The following is an 18,265-nucleotide window of genomic DNA, read 5'->3' on the forward strand; positions in this document are numbered from 1 at the left end:
TTTAAGATTCTTCTCTATTTACTAAATCTATAGAAAAAGCAGGTAAACAAATAGCAATATACTCGCAATCTTCTTTAAAAGGATTAGAATATTGAACTCTGGTATTTTTTTCTATTTTAATAGATTGTCCTGCTTCTAAAATAATGGTTTCGTCTTCTATTATAAATTGTTTTTTACCTTTTATAATATAAGTATATTCTTCAAATTCTGGTGTTTGAAAAGGTTCACTCCATTCTGCTGGTGCAACCATATGAGCAATACTAACTTTGGCATTGCCATCGGTTGCATTACCATAATGTTCTTCTATTAATTTACCATCTGTAGTTGGTACAACAAAAGGTGATTTTTGAATGATGTATTTTTTTTTCATACGAGTTAGTTGGTTTTGCGTAAGTGATTGAAGCGGCATCCTTTTTATGCAAAAAACACTTACCCAATAAATATAACAAAATTATTATGTATTGAATAAGTGTTTTTTAAATACTAAAAGTTAATTTAGCTTAAAAAGATACAGCGGAAAGCGCGGTTTTGTTTTAAAATAAAACGAACAAAATACGCCCTAATTAAACCAAATAATAAAAGATTTCATCTTTGCCAAGTCTGGAATTTGCTCTAATGTTACTTTTGGTGTACTAAATTCTTTTAAGCCTAATTCTTCTTTATCGATAGCTATAGTAGCATTTAAATCGTCTATAAACAATGTTGCAGAAGAAAATGTAGACTCTACTCTATTAATATTGTTAGATGAATTTATATCTATAAAACTTGAGTTTAAGTTGATACCAGATTCCGTTTTAAAACGTACATCATTAATTTCTACACTTTTAATTGTTGATGTAGAATCTAATTGTTCTTTTGGTAAAATAGTTAACAATAATTTACCTCCTTTTTCATATACAAAATACTCATCATCCTCTTGAAAATAATTGTCTCCTTGTGCTCCTTCGCTTAAATTTCTAACAATAGAATCATTTTTAAAAATAGCATCTAAATCTTTAATTTTTGTTTGAGTTGTTAATTCTCCTATTTTTCCTTTTTCTATTTTAAATTTACTACTGTTAGTACAACTAACGATAAATAATGAAAATGCAATTGCAATTACTGATAAGATGTTTTTTTGAATCATTTTTTTATTTTTATACGTTACTAAAACGTACTTATTTTTAATTTGTTATTTAATTACTTTTTTTAAGATACCAAATGCTGCTCTAATAAATGTAGCACTTGTTAATACTTTTACTATTGGGTTTAATCTTGTACTTCTTCTTCTAGAGGCTGTTTTTGCCGCTCTTTCTTCTCTTTGTCTTTCTTTTTCTTGTTGTTTTGCTAATTTTTCTCGTTCTTTTTTATCTGCTGCTTCTTTTATTGCTTTTTCTTCTGCAATATTTATTTTTTCTATTTTAGAGTTTAATAACTCGTAAGCACTTTCTCTATCTAAGTTTTCGTTATACTTATAAAAAAGACGCGAGTTATTAATTACGCTTTTTAACTCTTTTTCTGTTAAAACATCCATTCTACTCATTGGTGCACGTAACATTGTTCTTGCCAACGGGGTTGGAATTCCTTTTTCATTTAAAACAGAAACAAAAGCCTCACCAATACCTAATTGAGTTAAAACTTCTTTAGTATCATAATAATCTGAATCTGGATAATTTTCTGCTGCTAATTTTATGGCTTTTCTATCTTTTGCAGTAAATGCTCTTAAAGCATGTTGTACTTTTAAACCTAATTGTGCTAAAATATCTTCTGGCACATCTTTTGGGTTTTGAGTTACAAAATACAACCCAATTCCTTTAGAACGAATTAGCTTTACAATACTTTCTATTTGATTTAATAATGCTTTAGATGCTTCCTCAAAAACCAAATGAGCTTCGTCTATAAAGATGATTAACTCTGGTCTGTCTGCATCTCCTTGCTCAGGGAAAGTTTCATACACCTCAGCCAATAATTGCAACATAAATGTAGAAAACAGTTTTGGTTTGTCTTGTATATCTGTTAAACGTAATACAGAAATAATTCCTTTTCCATCTTCATCTACTCTAGTTAAGTCTTCTACATCAAAAGATTTTTCTCCAAAAAATAAATCACCACCTTGTTGTTCTATTTCTATAATTTTACGCAAAATTGCCCCTGTAGAAGCTGTAGAAATTCGTCCGTATTCACTTTGTATTTCTTCTTTACCTTCTTGAGTAACAAACTGCAATAGCTTTTTAAAATCTTTTATATCTAAAAGCGGCAATTTATTATCATCACAATATTTAAAAATAATAGAAACAATTCCGCTTTGTGTTTCTGTTAAATCTAAAATTCTTGATAATAAAACAGGCCCAAATTCTGATACCGTTGCACGCAAACGTGTACCTTCTTGTTCGGAAATTGTTAAAACTTCTACCGGGAATTTTTTAGCTATAAAAGGAAAACCAATTTTTGCATGACGCTCGTCTATTTTTGCATGACCATCACTTGCTTTTGCCAAACCAGAAAGGTCTCCTTTAATATCCATTAATAAAACAGGCACTCCTTTTTCTGATAAGTTTTCAGCTAAAACTTGTAATGTTTTTGTTTTACCAGTACCTGTTGCTCCGGCAATTAAACCGTGTCTGTTTAAAGTTTTTAAAGGCACTTTTACAATTGCATCAGTTATGGTTTCTTCACCTAACATTGCAGCACCTAACTCAATAAATTCTCCTTTTGTTTTGTAACCGCTCTTTATATATTCAAAAAATTCTTCCTGCTGACTCATCTTCTTAAATTTCGATAAAAATAATCAAACTTTAATTGTTAAGAAATTATTTATCGTTTAAAACTTAATTCTTATCCTTTTGGAAAATATTTTGGAATTAATCCTTTCAATTTTTCTAAAGTTTCATCAACTGTTAAGTCACTCATTCCTCCAGAAGCATTTGCGTGTCCTCCTCCATTAAAATGTTCTTTTGCCAAAATATTTACCGGATTTTCTACGCCTTTAGATCTAAAAGAAATTTTCATAATTCCGTCTCTCTCTGTAAAAACAATCGCAGCTTTCATGCCTTTTATAGATAAAACCAAGTTTGCTAAACTATCTGTATCTCCTTTTTTGTATTGATATTTTGCCAACTCTTCTTTAGATAAAGAAATAATACCAACATTATTTTCATATAAAATTTCTAACTTTTCACTCATTGCATAGCCTTGTAAACGCAAACGAGTTTCGGTATTGTTATCACTTAACTTTTCGTGAATTAAATGATGTTCTACTCCTGCTGCTAAAATTTTTGCTAAAACTTCATGTGTTCTAGGTTTTACAGAATTGAATCTAAAACTTCCCGTATCCGTTAAAATACCTAAATACAAAGGCGTTCCTATTTTTTCGTCCAATAAATCTAAATGACCAGATTCTTCTATTAAATCTACAATTAATTGTGATGTTGATGATGCGGTAGTTTCGGAAACTGTAATGGTTGGAAACTCTTCTGGATTTAAATGATGATCAATCATAATCTTTTTACAAGTTGCTTCTTCTAGCAATTCTTGCATTTCTGGTCCTACTCTATTGGTTGCATTGTAATCTAAACAGAAAATTAAATCTGCTTTTTTTATTTCTGATGTTACCTCTTTTGGGTTTTCATCCATCAATAAAATTGAAGAAGTATCTAACCAATATAAAAAATCTGGTGCTTTATCTGGATGACAAACCACTGCTTTTTTACCTAATTTTTCTATAAAATAAAGCAATCCTAAAGAAGAACCTATAGAATCTCCGTCTGCAGATTTGTGTGCTGTAATAACGATATTTGAAGCTGATTGAATTTCTGCGTCAATTTGTTTGTAAATATTCATGTAATGCCTTTTTTACAACTGACAATATGTTAGCAATTGTATTTTTTTTTTAGAATTGACAAAGTTAGGTTTATTATTTGCTAGAAATAGAAAGTATTTTAATTTATCTACGTCCTTTAATTCTATTATTGATAGTTAAAATATTGATCGCAATTTGGATAATTAACTTGGTCGTTATCATTTTGTAGATAAGAGATAACCGTTTCTGCATCTGTTAATAATTGTACTTCCCCATCAGTTGGAAAGTAATTGCTATAAACTGCAGGAATATAATCATTTGTACCAACAGATAAAATAGTAGTATCTGGTATAATATTATCATTTAAATCTTTAATCTCAATAGCATCTCCATTTTGCTCAATATAAATTCCAGAATAATAAAAACCAGCACTAGAACCTTTTAGAAAATTTTTAATTTCTGTTACCGTCATTTCATAAATAACAGTACTATTGTTAAAAGGAGAAATTTCAAAAATTTCTCTATTTGTAATGTCTCCTTTATTTAATGTAGAACGAATACCACCAGTATTCTGAAAAGTAACATCTACATTCATCGCTCCCTTTAATGCATCCGTATAAAAACAACCAACTTTAGATTTAGCATGCTGTAAATGAGAATATCCAATAACTTCATTTAAATAAGGTAAATCATTGTAATCATCTATAATTGTTTTTAAATCAGTATCAAATTCAGCATATGTATTTAGATCTATTAATTCATAATCTACAGCTTGTACTGTTTGGTCTTTAATTGTTAATTCAATTTTCCCAAGATTATTTAAATTAGCTCCTGATTGAAAAATTGGAATATCATTAATTATTGTATTTATTTCTTGATGAGAATGACCTCCAATAATTAAATCAAAATAAGGATATTGTTCCGCAATTTGTGTATCACCCAAAGAACTACTTCCTCCGTTAAAGCCAAGATGCGTTAAGGCAATATATAAATCTGAATTTTCTTGCGTTTTAATATCTTTGTATTGCTCTATTACATTTTCTGGTCGTTCAAAAGCAAGGTTTTTAACTCTCCAAGGATGTGTAGACGGAATGGTTTCTGTATTACTTCCATTGGTTTCTACCAAACCTAAAAAAGTAACTTTTATATCTTCTACACTTATTGTTTGATATTCGAAAGGATCCGGAACACCAGAGTTTGACATATCTACATTAGCACAAACCCACTCAAAATTGGCTTGATCCATTCTATCTGTTAATATCAATTCTCCGTAATCAAATTCATGATTTCCAAGTACAGAAAGATCAAATCCTGCACGATTCATTACATCAATCATTGGAAAACCTTTTTGTGGATGATTATCTACTACTGGGTTTCCAGAAAAAATATCACCACTACAAACGGTAATAACATTAGTATTTTCCTTTTCTAAATCTACAATATGTTTAATTTTAGAGAAATTATCTAATTGTCCATGTTGATCATTAATAAAAAAAATGGTTAATTTTTTTTCTTCAGATTTAATAATTGGAGTCTCTTCATTTTTAGAACATCCGGCAATTAAAAAAACTATTGTTATTAAGAAAATGAATCTATTTTTCATGTATTAATTTATTAAAGAACAACAACATCAAGCTAAATTAAACACAACTATTGTCTAAAATTAATTCGCTAAGTTATTATAAAAAGTTGAAATTAATGCTAAAAACGAAGTTAATCAATCCAATTTTTAAAGTCTTTTACACGTTCTCTACTTACTATAATTTCGGTTGCGTTGTAAGTATTTAAAACCAATTTTAAACGAGAATTAGAATAAGCAATAATGTCTTTAATGGCATTAATATGCACAATAAACGTTCTGTTAACTCTAAAAAAATGTTCTGGATTTAATTGTTCTTGCCAAGTTTCTAAAGAATTATCTAACAAATAATTTCTATTTTCTTGTGTGTGAATATACGTTGATTTGTTTTCGCTATAAAAACATTCGATCTCATCAATAGGAATAATTTTGATGTGCTGCCCAACTTTTATAGACAATCTTTTTTTAAATTTTCTATCTACCGGGTTTATCAATAATTTTCTAATATCATCAATATTTACCTGAACATCTGTTTGTTTTGGCTGATTTTCTTTAAACTTATCTACTGCAACTTTTAACTCATCTTCATCTAAAGGTTTTAATAAATAATCGATGCTATTTAATTTAAATGCTTTTAAAGCATATTCATCATAAGCTGTTGTAAAAATGATAGCAGATTTTACTTCAATTTCTTCAAAAATTTCAAAAGATAATCCGTCTGATAATTGAATATCTAAGAATATTAAATCGGGATGTTGATTGTTTTGTAACCAATTTAAAGACTCTTCTACAGAATGTAACATTTGCATTACTTCTATATCAATTGCAGCTAACATTCTGTTTAACCTTCTTGCTGCTGGTTTTTCATCCTCTATAATTAATACATTCATTTTTTTTAAAATAATTTTTAAGATTACTCTTGGTTACTTTTTTAAGAAACAACTTTAAATTAACTATCTAATTTTAGAACTATAATTAATTCTTTTCTTGCATAAATTCTTTAATCTTTTTCTCTTCCCAGTTTTTACTAAAAACACTTACAAAACCAAAAGTTCTTAAAGCATCAAAAATTAAGAAAATACCCCAAACTAACCAAAACGGAATGTGTTTAAACCCATCTACATCATATTGGTTACTAAACACAAGGTTTCCGAAAATTTTAAAAGAAAATGTCCAAACAAAAGTTAAAAATAAATTTACTATAATATATGTAATTACATGTTTGTAAAACTGTTTAATTTCTGCAACTCTTTGTTTTGCTTTTATCAATCTTTTTTCATCAAGGTTTTCCATCTTATTAAAATTTACGATTAGTTGTTTCGTCTTTCTCCATCATTTCTTTAATTTTCTTTTCTTCCCAATCAGAACCAAAACCGATAGAATTAAACCCGAAAACACCTAGCCAATGAAAAAACATACCAATTCCCCAAAAAAGCCAAGTAGAATACACACCAAAATTAGAAAGAATTTCATCTATACTATCTCCACTATGAGATAATCCAAATATAATAATTCCGCTCAAAAAAATATTTACCAAAACATATACTATCAAATGAATATAAAAGCCTTTTATTTTTTTTACTCTTTTTTTGGCTTTAATATAATTTTGTTCTTCTTTAAAATCTCTTTCCATAATCGTATTATTTTTCGTTCATTAATTCTTTAATTTTCTTTTCTTCCCAATTTTTCCCTAAACCTATTAAGTTTAATCCAAAGACAGATAACCAATGAAAGAAAAGACCAGTTCCCCATCCGCAAAGAGAAAACCAAAACCAATGAAAATGTGGCTCATATCTTAAATTAACAAAAATAATAGTGGGTATAATTATACAGTAAATAGCTAAATGTGTATAAAATCCTTTTATCTTTTTTACTCTTTTTTTAGCGATTACTAATCTTTGTTCTTGCGTAAAATTTGTTTCCATTTTAACTTTTGTAATTTTGTTTTTTCATATATTCATTAATCTTCTTTTGTTCCCATTTTTTACTGAAACCTAATTGTTTCAATCCAAAAATAATAAACCAATGAGACAGTAAACTTATAACCGCAATAGCAATAACAAACCAAAACCATTGAACTTCTGGTGTAAATTTTAAGTTTATAAATGTCATTACAGGTATTAAAAATAGGTAAACAATAACATGAGTATAAAATGATTTAATATCTGTCGTTCTTTTTTTAGCTTTTATGTAACTTTCGCTATTTAATAAATTAGTTTTCATAGTAATTATTTTTTTAAGTATTCATTAATCTTCTTTTGCTCCCAATCTTTATTAAAAAAGATATTCAATCCAAAAACATTTAAAGCCTGAAAAACAACTCCTATTCCCCAAAAAAACCAAATTTTATAATTATGATAATTAAAAAATGCTTCAGTAAAAGTATCACCTTCATTAATATCTCCAACAATAAAAATGGCACTTAAAAACGTATTTACCACAACATAAACTACTAAATGTTTATAAAACTTACTTATTTTCTCAACCTTCTTTTTGGTTAAAATATATCTTTGTTCTTCTGTGTATTGCGTTTTCATTATCTGTATTTTTGTTGTTGATTTTCCTCATCCATCATTTCTTTAATTTTTCTTTCTTCCCAATTTTTTCCTAAGAAAATATTGTAGTTATTTACTTCTAAAAAGTGAAAAACTAAGCCCATTCCCCATCCAAAAATAGGAAACCAAAACCAGTGAAATCCTGGAGAAAATCTTAAATTAATAAATATTAAAAAAGGAATTACGATACAGTAAGAAGCTAAATTTTGATAAAATTCTTTTAATTTTTCTACTTTTTCTACTGCTTTTACATATTTGCTATTTTCTAAATTGTCTGTGTACATAATGTCGTTTAATTTAAATAAGAGAGGCAAGCTCACCTTAAAAGTTTTGTTATTATTTTCTATTTTCACTCCTTTAGAAGTGATTAATCCATACCTGTCGGCAATATTTTGCAAACCCACTTTGGTACTTTTACCAATTGCTTCTTTAGGATTGATGTTGTTTTCTATAATTAAATAATCATCTTTTTCGTAAATACTAATTACTAATGGTTTAGATGATGAAACCACGTTGTGTTTTACCGCATTTTCTAATAGTAATTGTAGAGAAAGTGGTACAATTTTTAACTCTTGATTAGTTACTGTATCCGGAATATTAAATTTTACAGCGTCTTCAAAACGCATTTCTAACAATTGCATATATGTTTTTGCAAATTGCAATTCCTCTAAAATTGGTACTAAATCTTTATTTCTTTGTTCTAAAACATATCTGTATACTTTGGATAATCTAGTAGTAAACTTTTCTGCTTGCGCAGGATTTTCGCCAATTAAACTTGTTAAAACATTTAAACTATTAAATAAAAAATGTGGATCTAATTGATTTTTTAAAGACTCAAATTTTGCAGTTTCTGTTTTTGCTACAATTTGTTGTTGTGTACTTTCTTGAGTCATTGCAGATTTCCAATTAATCATAAAACCTCTGGCATGAAAAACCGCTGCAACACCTAGAGAAAAAATAATTGCAAATAAATGTACCCAAACTAAATATCCTTTAAAAAAGTCTTGATAATTGTAACCAAAAATTACAATATATTGAATGTAGTGTATAATTAAAACACCTACAATGGTATAAATAACAGTGGTAATTATACCCGCCCAAACTCTTTCGTTAGTTTCTTTAACCCAATCCCATTTTGTGTTTAAAAACTCGTTAATCAATCCATTACCTAAACCTAGAGTAAAAGAATACATCGCAGAAATTAAAAAAACCAACCCAATTCCTTTTAAACTAAACTGCTGATTTATGATGACAAATACTACAGTCATTATTACAGTAAGCTTAAAGCAAATAATAATATCTTTTTTAAATTTTGTAAAAATTGTTGGGTTTGATGTTGCCATTTTCTAAGATTGATAGAGTATTTATGTTATTTAAAATCTAATTTCTAAAGATACATTTTTATCAGTAATAGTAAATTTTGCATCTCTATAGTTTGGTGGTCCAAAATTCATAACATTATTAGAAGTTCCGTAATCTTCTAAAGGCATTCCGTTAGATTGAAAATCCATTTTATCATTATTGTTTTTATCATGATAACAAATAACAGCGTATTCTCCTGCTTCTACGTTTTCAAAAACTACTACACTTTTTCCTTCTACAATTTTTGATACTGAGGCTTGTAATGGTATTTGTCTAAAATTTTCTTTATCATATAATGCAAAACTTATTTTACCTTCATCTGAAGTTGCATTAACAACTGTTGCTGTAATTGTTTTGTTTTGAGCTGTTACACTATTTGTAATAAATAACATTGCTCCTGTAATAATTGCTAGTAAAAATTTCATAATATTTATTTTTTATTGGTTAATTATGGTACAAATATGCAACACAAGTCTAGTTTTTTAAATTAAAGAATACCGAGTTGTATTTTTTTTAGGATGAATTGTAGTTTAAGTATAAAATTATTCTATTTTCTATTTATTTCTTAGAAATAACCTGCTTTATAATTTATCAAAAAATTGGATATTAGCCATTTATGTTGATTTATTTTTAACGCAAAATCCCATTTTGTTTAAATTTGATAAAACTCATAAAAAAGAGATGTGTTTTTAACAATAAGTTTTAAAAAATATATACTTTAGCTGCATGATTACTGCAAGAAGAAATAAATTATGTACTACAATAGCTCCCGGTTTGCGCTTTCGCAACATTCGTCGCTAATATATTATTAGCAACCCGCTCATTAATTATAGTATTTAACCATTTATTTTTTTATCGTGAATCTTACCAAAAACTCTTTACAACACAACTTAGTTATTTCTACAAATAACAATAGAATTATACGACGTTCTTTTACACGTCGCCCTTTGGGGTATGTTATAATTTAAAGAATTTAGGTGAGTCCAATTCTAGCTTCAAAAAAACAAACAACAACTTTATAAAAAATAAAAACACAATGCAATGGAAATTGTAATTGCAAACAATTCACATACAGTTTATGCAGATATTATCTGTAAAACTATTGAAGATGCTGCTCAAGTAAGAGGTACAGGTATTGCCAAACGTAAACCTGAATATGTTGCCACTAAAATAGAAAATGGTAACGCCGTAATTGCTTTAGATAATGGCAAATTTGCAGGGTTTTGTTACATAGAACAATGGGGACACGGAAAATTTGTTGCCAATTCTGGCTTAATTGTACATCCTGATTATAGAAACATTGGTCTTGCTAAACAAATTAAAGAAGTTATCTTTAAACACTCTAGAACTAAATTTCCAGATGCTAAAGTATTTAGTATTACAACTGGTTTAGCGGTTATGAAACTAAATAGTGATTTAGGTTACAAACCTGTTACTTTTTCTGAACTTACAGATGATCAATCTTTTTGGGATGGTTGTAAAACATGTAGAAATTATGATGTTTTAACCAGAACAGAAAGAAAAATGTGTTTGTGTACAGGTATGTTGTTCGACCCAAAAAACAATAATAAAGAAGCTTCTCCTGAAGTTAAAGAAAGTGTATTTAAAAAATTAAAAGATATTAAACAGAATTTGTTTCTAAAAAAAGATAATAAAAAATGAAAAAATTAGTAATTGCGTATAGCGGAGGATTAGACACATCTTATTGTGCAGTAAGTTTATCTAAAGAATACGATGTACATGCTGTAAGTGTAAACACAGGCGGATTTACATCCGAAGAAATAAAAAACATAGAAAGTAACGCTTATAAAATGGGTGTTACCACGTATAAAAATATCGATGCTGTTGCTACTTTTTATAACAAAGTAGTTAAATATTTAATTTTTGGTAACGTTTTAAAAAATGCTACATATCCGCTTTCTGTAAGTGCAGAAAGAATTATACAAGCCATAGAAATTATAGAATATGCTAAAAGTATAGATGCAGAATATATTGCACATGGTAGTACTGGCGCAGGAAATGATCAAGTTCGTTTTGATATGATTTTTCAAACATTGGCACCAAATATTAAAATTATTACACCAATTAGAGATCAAAAATTAGCAAGACAAGAAGAGATTGATTACCTTAAATCTGAAGGGATTGATATGAATTGGGAAAAATCTAAATATTCTGTAAACAAAGGTCTTTGGGGAACTAGTGTTGGTGGAGTTGAAACTTTAAAATCAGAATTACCTTTACCTAGTGAAGCATATCCTTCTCAATTAGAAAAAGAAGGTGAAGAAAAAGTAACACTAACTTTTAAAAATGGTGAGTTTGTTGCTTTAAACGGACAAGAAAATGCGCCAGAAGTAAACATCGAAAACTTAAACACTATTGCTTCTAAATTTGCAATTGGTAGAGATATTCATGTTGGTGATACCATTGTTGGTACAAAAGGAAGAGTTGGTTTTGAAGCTGCTGCTGCTTTAATTACGGTAAAAGCACATCATTTATTAGAAAAACATACGTTAACAAAATGGCAATTACAACACAAAGAATATTTGTCTAGTTTCTACGGAATGCATTTACACGAAGGGCAATATTTAGATCCTGTAATGAGAGATACGGAAGCTTTTTTACAAAGTTCTCAAAAGATGGTTTCTGGTAATGTTGTGGTTTCTTTAAAACCTTATCATTTTTCTTTAGACGGAATTATTTCTGATCATGATTTAATGTCTAGTGCTTTTAGTACTTATGGTGAAGAAAATAAAGCTTGGACAGCAGATGACGCGAAAGGTTTTATTAAAATTATAGGTAATCAAAACAAAATTTATAGACAAGTAAACAAATAACTATGTTAGAAGTAGGAATTATTGGTGGTGCAGGTTATACAGCAGGAGAATTAATTAGATTATTATTAAATCACCCAGAAACAAATATCGATTTTGTATACAGTACTTCTAATGCTGGTAACAAATTATATAAAGTACATCAAGATTTAATTGGTTCTACAGACATTCATTTTACTAGTGAAATTAATGCTGATGTTGATGTTTTATTTTTATGTTTAGGACATGGAAATTCAACGGCTTTTTTACAAAAAAACACTTTTTCTGATAACACAAAAATCATCGATTTAAGTAACGATTTTAGGTTACTTGCTGATAAAAACTTTGAAGGAAAAGAATTTGTATATGGTTTACCAGAATTACAAAAAGAGGCAATAAAATCGGCTAAATATATTGCAAATCCTGGTTGTTTTGCAACTGCTTTGCAATTGGCAATTTTACCTTTAGCAGCAAATGGTTTATTAAAAGATGATGTTCATATAAATGCAGTTACGGGTGCAACTGGTGCCGGTACTACTTTATCTGCAACAACACATTTTACTTGGAGAGATAATAACTTTTCTCATTACAAAGCTTTTAATCATCAACATTTAGGAGAAATTAATCAGACTGTAAATCAATTACAAACTAATTTTAATTCAGAAATTAATTTTATGCCAAATAGAGGTGATTTTTCTAGAGGAATTTTTGCAACTACATATACAAAGTTTGATGGTTCTCTTGAAGAAGCAAAAGCAATCTATAAAGAATATTATAAAGATGCTGCTTTTACAATTGTTTCTGATGAAAGTATTTTTATGAAACAAGTGGTAAATACCAACAAATGTTTAGTACAATTAGAAAAACACGGTAACAAATTATTAATTACAAGTACTATTGATAATTTATTAAAAGGTGCTTCTGGAGCAGCAATTCAGAACCTAAATTTAATGTACGGATTTGAAGAAACTTTAGGTTTAAATTTAAAAGCTAATTACTTTTAGTAGTAACAGACTCGCGTTAGCAGTTTCAACCGTTCAGCTACTTATGTAGCTTTAACCTTTTTTGATGTCAGTTCGAGTGAATTTGTGAAGAATGAACAAATTTGTATCGAGAACAAAACAAAAAAGATATAATGTAAAGCGAGACCTTTAGGTAACGCCAAAAAAACAGAAAATTATGAAAGCAGCAATTATTGGAGCAGGAAGTTTAGGACAATCGGTAGCGAAAGGATTACTAAAAAATAAGGTGGTAAGTTCTTTGTATTTAACAAAACGAAATACAAATTCTATTAAAGGTTTTAGCGACTTCAGTGAAGTAATTCTAACCTCTAATAATGAAGAAGTTGTTAAAAATGCTGATGTTTTAATTTTTGCGGTTCAACCAAGGCATTTTGAAGGAATTTTAAAAAGCATAAAACCATTATTAACAAAAAATCATATTTTAATTTCTGTAATTACTGGATTTTCTATTGCTAAAATAGAGGCTGTTGTTGGTAATAATACGTATATTATTCGCTCTATGCCAAACACTGCAGCTTCCGTTGGTCAATCTATGACGTGTCTTTCTCCAAATACTAAAGGGAAAGAAAAAGTTGATGTAGCTAAAACAATCTTTAATAGCTTAGGCCTTTCTTTAGAAATACCAGAAGAACAATTACAAGCGGCTACTGTAATTTGCGCAAGCGGAATCGCTTTTTGGATGCGATTGATACGTGCCACAACACAGGGTGCAATTCAGTTAGGTTTTGAGGCTGATGAAGCGCATGAATTAGCTATGCAAACTTGTTTCGGTGCAGCTACTTTATTAAAAGAATCTGGTAATCACCCAGAAGCAGAAATAGACCGAGTTACAACCCCTGGAGGTTGTACTATAGAAGGTTTAAACGAAATGGAACACCAAGGTTTAAGTTCTTCTTTAATAAAAGGAATTAACAAATCATTTGATAAAATTAACCAAATAAAAAACTAAAAAAATGCCACTATTTAACGTTTATCCCTTATATGATGTTACACCAATTAAGGCAAAAGGAATTTATGTCTACGACGAAAATAAAACTACCTATTTAGATTTATACGGTGGTCATGGAGTAATTTCTATCGGTCATGGACATCCTAAATACGTTGAGGCAATTTCTAAACAAGTTTCTCGATTAGGTTTTTATTCAAATGCTATTCAAAACCCATTACAAGCAAAATTAGCTGCAAAATTAGAAGCAGTTTCTGGTTGTAAAGACTACCAATTATTTTTATGTAATTCTGGTGCAGAAGCAAACGAAAATGCATTAAAATTGGCTTCTTTTAAAACAGAAAAATCTAGAGTAATTGCTTTTACAAATGGTTTTCATGGTAGAACTTCTGCTGCTGTTGCTGCCACAGATAATAAAAATATTATTGCACCTATAAATGCACAACAAAAGGTTACAATTTTAGATTTAAATGATATTAAAGCTGTAAAAACGGAATTAGAAAAAGGTGACGTTTGTGCTGTTATTGTAGAGTTTATACAAGGTGTTGGTGGTTTAGACCAAGCAAATGCTGAGTTTTATGAAGAAGTGGATGCACTTTGTAAAGCGAATAACACCATGTTTATTGCTGATGAAATTCAGTGTGGTTATGGTCGTTCTGGTAAGTTTTTTGCTTATCAATATTATAATGTAACTCCAGATATTATTTCTATTGCTAAAGGAATGGCTAATGGTTTTCCAATGGGAGGAATTTTAATTCACCCGAGTATAGAAGCTAAATTCGGCATGTTAGGTACAACTTTTGGTGGTAATCATTTAGCTTGTGCTGGTGGTTTAGCTGTTTTAGATGTTATTGAAGAGCAAAACCTATTAGAAAATGTTAATGAAATTTCTTGCTATTTTATAAAAATTGCAAAAACAATTCCGCAAATTAAAAATATAAAAGGGAAAGGTTTAATGCTAGGTTTAGAATTTGATTTTGAGGTTGGAGATTTACGTAAGAAATTAATTTACGATTATCATATTTTTACTGGTGGTGCAATGAATAAAAAATTGTTGAGAATTTTACCTCCTTTAACCGTTAGAAAAGATCATATCAATCAATTTTTTGAAGCTTTAGTTGATGCTTTAGAAGAAGAAGAATAAATCCAACTAAACACAGAATATAAAAAGATGAACACTTTATTATCTATAGAAACTAGAAATGCAGTTCTACGAACAATGGCAACTCTTTTGGATGAAAATAGAGAAGCTATTATTAACATCAATAAAAAAGATTTAGAAGCGTATAAAGGTGATGATATTTCTATGTTCGATCGCTTAAAAGCGGATAATGCAAAAGTTAATGAAATGATAAAAGCTGCCAAACATTTGGCTTCGCAAGCAGATCCTGTGGGTGTAGAACGTTTTAGTTTTAAACATGACAACGGAATGCAAGTTTATAATAAAACAGCATCTTTTGGTACCGTTTTAATTATTTACGAATCTAGACCAGATGTAACTGTTGAAGCTGCAGGAATCGCTTTTAAATCGGGTAATAAAATTCTTTTAAAAGGTGGTAAAGAGTCTTTAAATTCTAATTTAAAAATTGTCGAATTATGGCATCAGGCATTAAAAAAGCACAATGCTTCTACAGATTGGGTAGAATATTTACAGTTTAACAGAACAGAAACACAAGCATTTTTAGAAAAACCAACCCAAAAAGTCGATTTAATTGTGCCAAGAGGTGGAGAACGTTTAATTGCTTTTGTAAAACAACACGCAACTTGTCCGGTTATTATTAGCGGACGTGGAAACAACTTTGTGTACGTTTCTAAAGAAGCAGATTTAGATATTGCTATCGATATTATCATCAACGGAAAATCTAAAATTTCTGCATGTAATGCTGTTGATAAAGTTTTAGTTGATACAAATCTTGTTGATAAAGAAACATTCATCAAAAAATTAATTACAAAGTTAAATGAAGCTAAAATTCAGGTTTTAGGCGATGAAATTGTGGCTAAAAATCATCACTTAGAACAAATCGCATCCAACGAAGTTTGGTACGAAGAGTTTTTAGATTATAAAATTGTAATCGGAGAAATTGCATCAAATGAAGCTGCAATTGCAATGATTAATACGTATGGTGGTGGACACTCTGCTGCAATCATCACAAAAAATAATGAAGAAGCTAAATTATTTATGGAAAACGTAGATACAGCTGCCGTTTATCATAATGCTTCAACTCGTTTTACAGATGGAGGTCAATTAGGTTTAGGTGGAGAATTAGCCATTAGTACAGACAAATTACACCAACGCGGACCAATTGGTTTACAACATTTGGTTACAAATAAATGGTATGTTCATGGTAATGGACAAATTAGAAATTAATTAGTTGGAAAGTAAAAAGTTTATAAAGTTGAAATAAAAACTTGTAAGTCTAAATTATAAATTCGGAATAGATTTCAATGCAAAAAAAGAAACGCATATTACTAAAAATTGGTTCTAACACCTTAACCAAAGAAACTGATAATATTTCTAGAGGAAAGATTGAAGATCTTGCCAATCAAATTGCAAAATTAAAAGATACTTGCGAGTTTATTATTGTTAGTTCTGGTGCAATTGCCGTTGCCAAACAATTTGTAAAGTTAGAAAGTAAACAAGAAGACGTTTTTGTAAAACAAGCTTTGGCTTCTATTGGTCAGCCACATTTAATAAGAATTTATCAAGAAATTTTTAGAGAATATGGCTTATTAAGTTCTCAATGCCTTCTCTCCTATTCTGATTTTGAAAAACAAGAAAGCAAAATAAATATTGTAAATACCATTAATGTATTGGTTAACTATAATTACATTCCTATCATTAATGAAAATGACACTGTTGCTACAGATGAAATTAAATTTGGTGATAATGATAAATTAGCTGCTTTAACAGCTTCTTTATTAAAAGTAGATTTACTGATTATTGCCACAAATACAAATGGAATTTACACCAAGGAATCTATCAAAAATAACAATCCAAAAACCATTGAAGAAGTTATTAATCTTGATGATTTAAAAAGGCAAGTAGTAAGTTCTAAATCGTCTCACGGAACTGGCGGAATGGCTTCTAAAATTGAAGCCGCAGAACTTGCTAAAAAAACAAATATAGAAACATGGATTGTAAACGGTTTAGAAGATAATTTTATAACCAATGCTTTTGAAAATAAAGTGCCATTTACAAAAATAAAATAACCTTAAAAGGTGTTGCTGAATTTATTTCGGCATTTAAAAAAAGTACAATAAATGAAGAATTACACATCAATTAACGACATAGAAAACATTGATACTTGGATTTTAGAAGCCAAAGAAGTAAAAAGAAATCCTTTAAAAAATAAAGATTTAGGAAAAAACAAAACCTTAGGATTGTTATTCTTTAATTCTAGTTTACGTACGCGTTTAAGTACTCAAAAAGCGGCTTTAAACTTAGGTATGGATCCTATTGTTATGAATGTTACGGGTGATGCTTGGGGAATTGAGTTTGGAGACGGAACCATTATGGACGGAAATACGGCTGAACATATTAAAGAAGCAGCTGCTGTAATTTCTCAATATTGCGATGTAATTGCGGTAAGAGCTTTCCCTACATTAACTGATAAAGAAAAAGACGAATCTGAGCAAGTTTTAAACACATTTATGCAATATGCTTCTGTGCCAATTGTAAATATGGAAAGTGCAACAGGACATCCTTTACAAGCTTTAACAGATGCAATTACCATTACAGAAAATGCTACAAAAAAGAGACCAAAAGTGGTCTTAAGTTGGGCACCACATATTAAAGCATTACCGCATGCAGTTGCCAATAGTTTTGCACAAGCGATGCAAAAAATGGACGTTGAGTTTGTTATTGCAAATCCAGAAGGTTATAATTTAAATCCAGATATTACAAAAGATACGCCTATTTATCACAATCAAGAAGAAGCTTTTAAAGATGCTGATTTTGTGTACACAAAAAACTGGAGTTCTTATGATGATTACGGAAAAGTCTTAAACACAGATCCAAGTTGGATGATTACAAAAGAGAAATTAAAAGAGGCTAAATTTTTACATTGTTTGCCAGTAAGAAGAAACTTAATTGTAGAAGATGCTGTTTTAGATTCTAACAACTCTTTAGTAATTGAACAAGCAAATAACAGAACATATGCTGCTCAATTAGTGTTAAAAAAAATATTAAATAAATTGTAAAATTGTCAGTTCG

At 29.1% G+C, this 18,265-nt stretch carries 21 protein-coding genes; 8 read left to right on the plus strand and 13 right to left on the minus strand.

Features of this window, described 5'->3' with window-relative positions:
- Position 1: 1 nt before the first annotated feature.
- The 13 genes from ACJJVY_RS03490 to ACJJVY_RS03550 all read right to left on the minus strand — a co-directional run bounded on the left by ACJJVY_RS03490 (position 2) and on the right by ACJJVY_RS03550 (position 9,699).
- The gene (locus ACJJVY_RS03490) at positions 2–370 is read right to left on the minus strand and encodes a cupin domain-containing protein (RefSeq protein ID WP_405605196.1); all 369 of its coding nucleotides are present in this window, start codon (positions 368–370) and stop codon (positions 2–4) included.
- 189 nt (positions 371–559) lie between these two features.
- Positions 560–1,126: a hypothetical protein gene (locus tag ACJJVY_RS03495; protein WP_405605198.1), complete on the minus strand. Its 567-nt coding sequence runs from the start codon at positions 1,124–1,126 to the stop codon at positions 560–562.
- Positions 1,127–1,171: 45 nt separating this feature from the next.
- On the minus strand, positions 1,172–2,743 hold the full coding sequence (locus ACJJVY_RS03500; RefSeq protein ID WP_405605200.1) for a helicase HerA-like domain-containing protein: 1,572 nt from the start codon (positions 2,741–2,743) through the stop codon (positions 1,172–1,174).
- Between the two features lie 71 nt (positions 2,744–2,814).
- Positions 2,815–3,819: a bifunctional oligoribonuclease/PAP phosphatase NrnA gene (locus ACJJVY_RS03505; RefSeq protein WP_405605202.1), complete on the minus strand. Its 1,005-nt coding sequence runs from the start codon at positions 3,817–3,819 to the stop codon at positions 2,815–2,817.
- Positions 3,820–3,944: 125 nt separating this feature from the next.
- Positions 3,945–5,381 (minus strand): bifunctional metallophosphatase/5'-nucleotidase, encoded by a 1,437-nt coding sequence (locus ACJJVY_RS03510; RefSeq protein WP_405605204.1) that lies wholly within the window; start codon positions 5,379–5,381, stop codon positions 3,945–3,947.
- Positions 5,382–5,491: 110 nt separating this feature from the next.
- Positions 5,492–6,247: a LytR/AlgR family response regulator transcription factor gene (locus tag ACJJVY_RS03515; protein ID WP_405605206.1), complete on the minus strand. Its 756-nt coding sequence runs from the start codon at positions 6,245–6,247 to the stop codon at positions 5,492–5,494.
- An 85-nt stretch (positions 6,248–6,332) separates the two neighbouring features.
- The gene (locus tag ACJJVY_RS03520) at positions 6,333–6,650 is read right to left on the minus strand and encodes a 2TM domain-containing protein (RefSeq protein ID WP_405605208.1); all 318 of its coding nucleotides are present in this window, start codon (positions 6,648–6,650) and stop codon (positions 6,333–6,335) included.
- 4 nt (positions 6,651–6,654) lie between these two features.
- On the minus strand, positions 6,655–6,990 hold the full coding sequence (locus ACJJVY_RS03525) for a 2TM domain-containing protein (RefSeq protein WP_405605210.1): 336 nt from the start codon (positions 6,988–6,990) through the stop codon (positions 6,655–6,657).
- 7 nt (positions 6,991–6,997) lie between these two features.
- Positions 6,998–7,282 carry a 2TM domain-containing protein gene (locus tag ACJJVY_RS03530; RefSeq protein ID WP_405605212.1) on the minus strand — a complete coding sequence of 95 codons (285 nt, stop codon included), beginning with the start codon at positions 7,280–7,282 and terminating at the stop codon, positions 6,998–7,000.
- Between the two features lies 1 nt (position 7,283).
- On the minus strand, positions 7,284–7,580 hold the full coding sequence (locus ACJJVY_RS03535) for a 2TM domain-containing protein (protein ID WP_405605214.1): 297 nt from the start codon (positions 7,578–7,580) through the stop codon (positions 7,284–7,286).
- 5 nt (positions 7,581–7,585) lie between these two features.
- Positions 7,586–7,894 (minus strand): 2TM domain-containing protein, encoded by a 309-nt coding sequence (locus ACJJVY_RS03540; RefSeq protein ID WP_405605217.1) that lies wholly within the window; start codon positions 7,892–7,894, stop codon positions 7,586–7,588.
- A complete protein-coding gene (locus ACJJVY_RS03545; protein WP_405605220.1) occupies positions 7,894–9,255 on the minus strand; it encodes a 2TM domain-containing protein in 1,362 nt (453 codons plus the stop codon). The genes ACJJVY_RS03540 and ACJJVY_RS03545 overlap by 1 nt, the downstream gene beginning before the upstream one ends.
- 30 nt (positions 9,256–9,285) lie before the next feature.
- The gene (locus tag ACJJVY_RS03550; protein ID WP_405605222.1) at positions 9,286–9,699 is read right to left on the minus strand and encodes a DUF2141 domain-containing protein; all 414 of its coding nucleotides are present in this window, start codon (positions 9,697–9,699) and stop codon (positions 9,286–9,288) included.
- A gap of 616 nt (positions 9,700–10,315) precedes the next feature.
- Here ACJJVY_RS03550 and ACJJVY_RS03555 point away from each other — a divergent pair.
- The 8 genes from ACJJVY_RS03555 to ACJJVY_RS03590 all read left to right on the plus strand — a co-directional run bounded on the left by ACJJVY_RS03555 (position 10,316) and on the right by ACJJVY_RS03590 (position 18,252).
- Positions 10,316–10,936, plus strand: a complete 621-nt coding sequence (locus ACJJVY_RS03555; RefSeq protein WP_405605225.1) for a GNAT family N-acetyltransferase — start codon at positions 10,316–10,318, stop codon at positions 10,934–10,936.
- Complete coding sequence (locus ACJJVY_RS03560) at positions 10,933–12,108, plus strand: argininosuccinate synthase (protein WP_405605228.1); 1,176 nt, start codon at positions 10,933–10,935, stop codon at positions 12,106–12,108. Before ACJJVY_RS03555 ends, ACJJVY_RS03560 begins: the two co-directional genes overlap by 4 nt.
- A gap of 2 nt (positions 12,109–12,110) precedes the next feature.
- Positions 12,111–13,088: an N-acetyl-gamma-glutamyl-phosphate reductase gene (argC, locus tag ACJJVY_RS03565; protein ID WP_405605230.1), complete on the plus strand. Its 978-nt coding sequence runs from the start codon at positions 12,111–12,113 to the stop codon at positions 13,086–13,088.
- Positions 13,089–13,263: 175 nt separating this feature from the next.
- Positions 13,264–14,055, plus strand: a complete 792-nt coding sequence (gene proC, locus ACJJVY_RS03570; protein WP_405605232.1) for a pyrroline-5-carboxylate reductase — start codon at positions 13,264–13,266, stop codon at positions 14,053–14,055.
- A 4-nt stretch (positions 14,056–14,059) separates the two neighbouring features.
- Positions 14,060–15,196 carry an aspartate aminotransferase family protein gene (locus ACJJVY_RS03575; RefSeq protein ID WP_405605234.1) on the plus strand — a complete coding sequence of 379 codons (1,137 nt, stop codon included), beginning with the start codon at positions 14,060–14,062 and terminating at the stop codon, positions 15,194–15,196.
- A 27-nt stretch (positions 15,197–15,223) separates the two neighbouring features.
- Positions 15,224–16,420, plus strand: coding sequence for a glutamate-5-semialdehyde dehydrogenase (locus tag ACJJVY_RS03580; RefSeq protein ID WP_405605236.1), 1,197 nt, complete (start codon positions 15,224–15,226; stop codon positions 16,418–16,420).
- 77 nt (positions 16,421–16,497) lie between these two features.
- Positions 16,498–17,262 (plus strand): glutamate 5-kinase, encoded by a 765-nt coding sequence (gene proB / locus ACJJVY_RS03585; RefSeq protein WP_405605238.1) that lies wholly within the window; start codon positions 16,498–16,500, stop codon positions 17,260–17,262.
- 51 nt (positions 17,263–17,313) lie between these two features.
- Positions 17,314–18,252, plus strand: a complete 939-nt coding sequence (locus ACJJVY_RS03590) for an N-acetylornithine carbamoyltransferase (RefSeq protein WP_405605241.1) — start codon at positions 17,314–17,316, stop codon at positions 18,250–18,252.
- The last annotated feature ends 13 nt before the right edge of the window (positions 18,253–18,265 follow it).

The sequence above is a fragment of the Polaribacter sp. Asnod1-A03 genome (genome assembly GCF_045063585.1).
GTDB lineage: Bacteria > Bacteroidota > Bacteroidia > Flavobacteriales > Flavobacteriaceae > Polaribacter.

What these genes read in the sequence shown, in the direction of transcription:
- ACJJVY_RS03545 (WP_405605220.1), bottom strand. Translation starts at nt 9,255, where the DNA reads ATGGCAACATCAAACCCAACAATTTTTACAAAATTTAAAAAAGATATT.
- ACJJVY_RS03540 (WP_405605217.1), bottom strand. Translation starts at nt 7,894, where the DNA reads ATGAAAACGCAATACACAGAAGAACAAAGATATATTTTAACCAAAAAG.
- ACJJVY_RS03550 (WP_405605222.1), bottom strand. Translation starts at nt 9,699, where the DNA reads ATGAAATTTTTACTAGCAATTATTACAGGAGCAATGTTATTTATTACA.
- proC (WP_405605232.1), top strand. Translation starts at nt 13,264, where the DNA reads ATGAAAGCAGCAATTATTGGAGCAGGAAGTTTAGGACAATCGGTAGCG.
- ACJJVY_RS03560 (WP_405605228.1), top strand. Translation starts at nt 10,933, where the DNA reads ATGAAAAAATTAGTAATTGCGTATAGCGGAGGATTAGACACATCTTAT.
- ACJJVY_RS03525 (WP_405605210.1), bottom strand. Translation starts at nt 6,990, where the DNA reads ATGGAAAGAGATTTTAAAGAAGAACAAAATTATATTAAAGCCAAAAAA.
- ACJJVY_RS03590 (WP_405605241.1), top strand. Translation starts at nt 17,314, where the DNA reads ATGAAGAATTACACATCAATTAACGACATAGAAAACATTGATACTTGG.
- ACJJVY_RS03510 (WP_405605204.1), bottom strand. Translation starts at nt 5,381, where the DNA reads ATGAAAAATAGATTCATTTTCTTAATAACAATAGTTTTTTTAATTGCC.
- ACJJVY_RS03520 (WP_405605208.1), bottom strand. Translation starts at nt 6,650, where the DNA reads ATGGAAAACCTTGATGAAAAAAGATTGATAAAAGCAAAACAAAGAGTT.
- ACJJVY_RS03505 (WP_405605202.1), bottom strand. Translation starts at nt 3,819, where the DNA reads ATGAATATTTACAAACAAATTGACGCAGAAATTCAATCAGCTTCAAAT.
- ACJJVY_RS03495 (WP_405605198.1), bottom strand. Translation starts at nt 1,126, where the DNA reads ATGATTCAAAAAAACATCTTATCAGTAATTGCAATTGCATTTTCATTA.
- ACJJVY_RS03530 (WP_405605212.1), bottom strand. Translation starts at nt 7,282, where the DNA reads ATGGAAACAAATTTTACGCAAGAACAAAGATTAGTAATCGCTAAAAAA.
- ACJJVY_RS03580 (WP_405605236.1), top strand. Translation starts at nt 15,224, where the DNA reads ATGAACACTTTATTATCTATAGAAACTAGAAATGCAGTTCTACGAACA.
- argC (WP_405605230.1), top strand. Translation starts at nt 12,111, where the DNA reads ATGTTAGAAGTAGGAATTATTGGTGGTGCAGGTTATACAGCAGGAGAA.
- ACJJVY_RS03575 (WP_405605234.1), top strand. Translation starts at nt 14,060, where the DNA reads ATGCCACTATTTAACGTTTATCCCTTATATGATGTTACACCAATTAAG.
- ACJJVY_RS03515 (WP_405605206.1), bottom strand. Translation starts at nt 6,247, where the DNA reads ATGAATGTATTAATTATAGAGGATGAAAAACCAGCAGCAAGAAGGTTA.
- ACJJVY_RS03500 (WP_405605200.1), bottom strand. Translation starts at nt 2,743, where the DNA reads ATGAGTCAGCAGGAAGAATTTTTTGAATATATAAAGAGCGGTTACAAA.
- ACJJVY_RS03535 (WP_405605214.1), bottom strand. Translation starts at nt 7,580, where the DNA reads ATGAAAACTAATTTATTAAATAGCGAAAGTTACATAAAAGCTAAAAAA.
- ACJJVY_RS03490 (WP_405605196.1), bottom strand. Translation starts at nt 370, where the DNA reads ATGAAAAAAAAATACATCATTCAAAAATCACCTTTTGTTGTACCAACT.
- proB (WP_405605238.1), top strand. Translation starts at nt 16,498, where the DNA reads ATGCAAAAAAAGAAACGCATATTACTAAAAATTGGTTCTAACACCTTA.
- ACJJVY_RS03555 (WP_405605225.1), top strand. Translation starts at nt 10,316, where the DNA reads ATGGAAATTGTAATTGCAAACAATTCACATACAGTTTATGCAGATATT.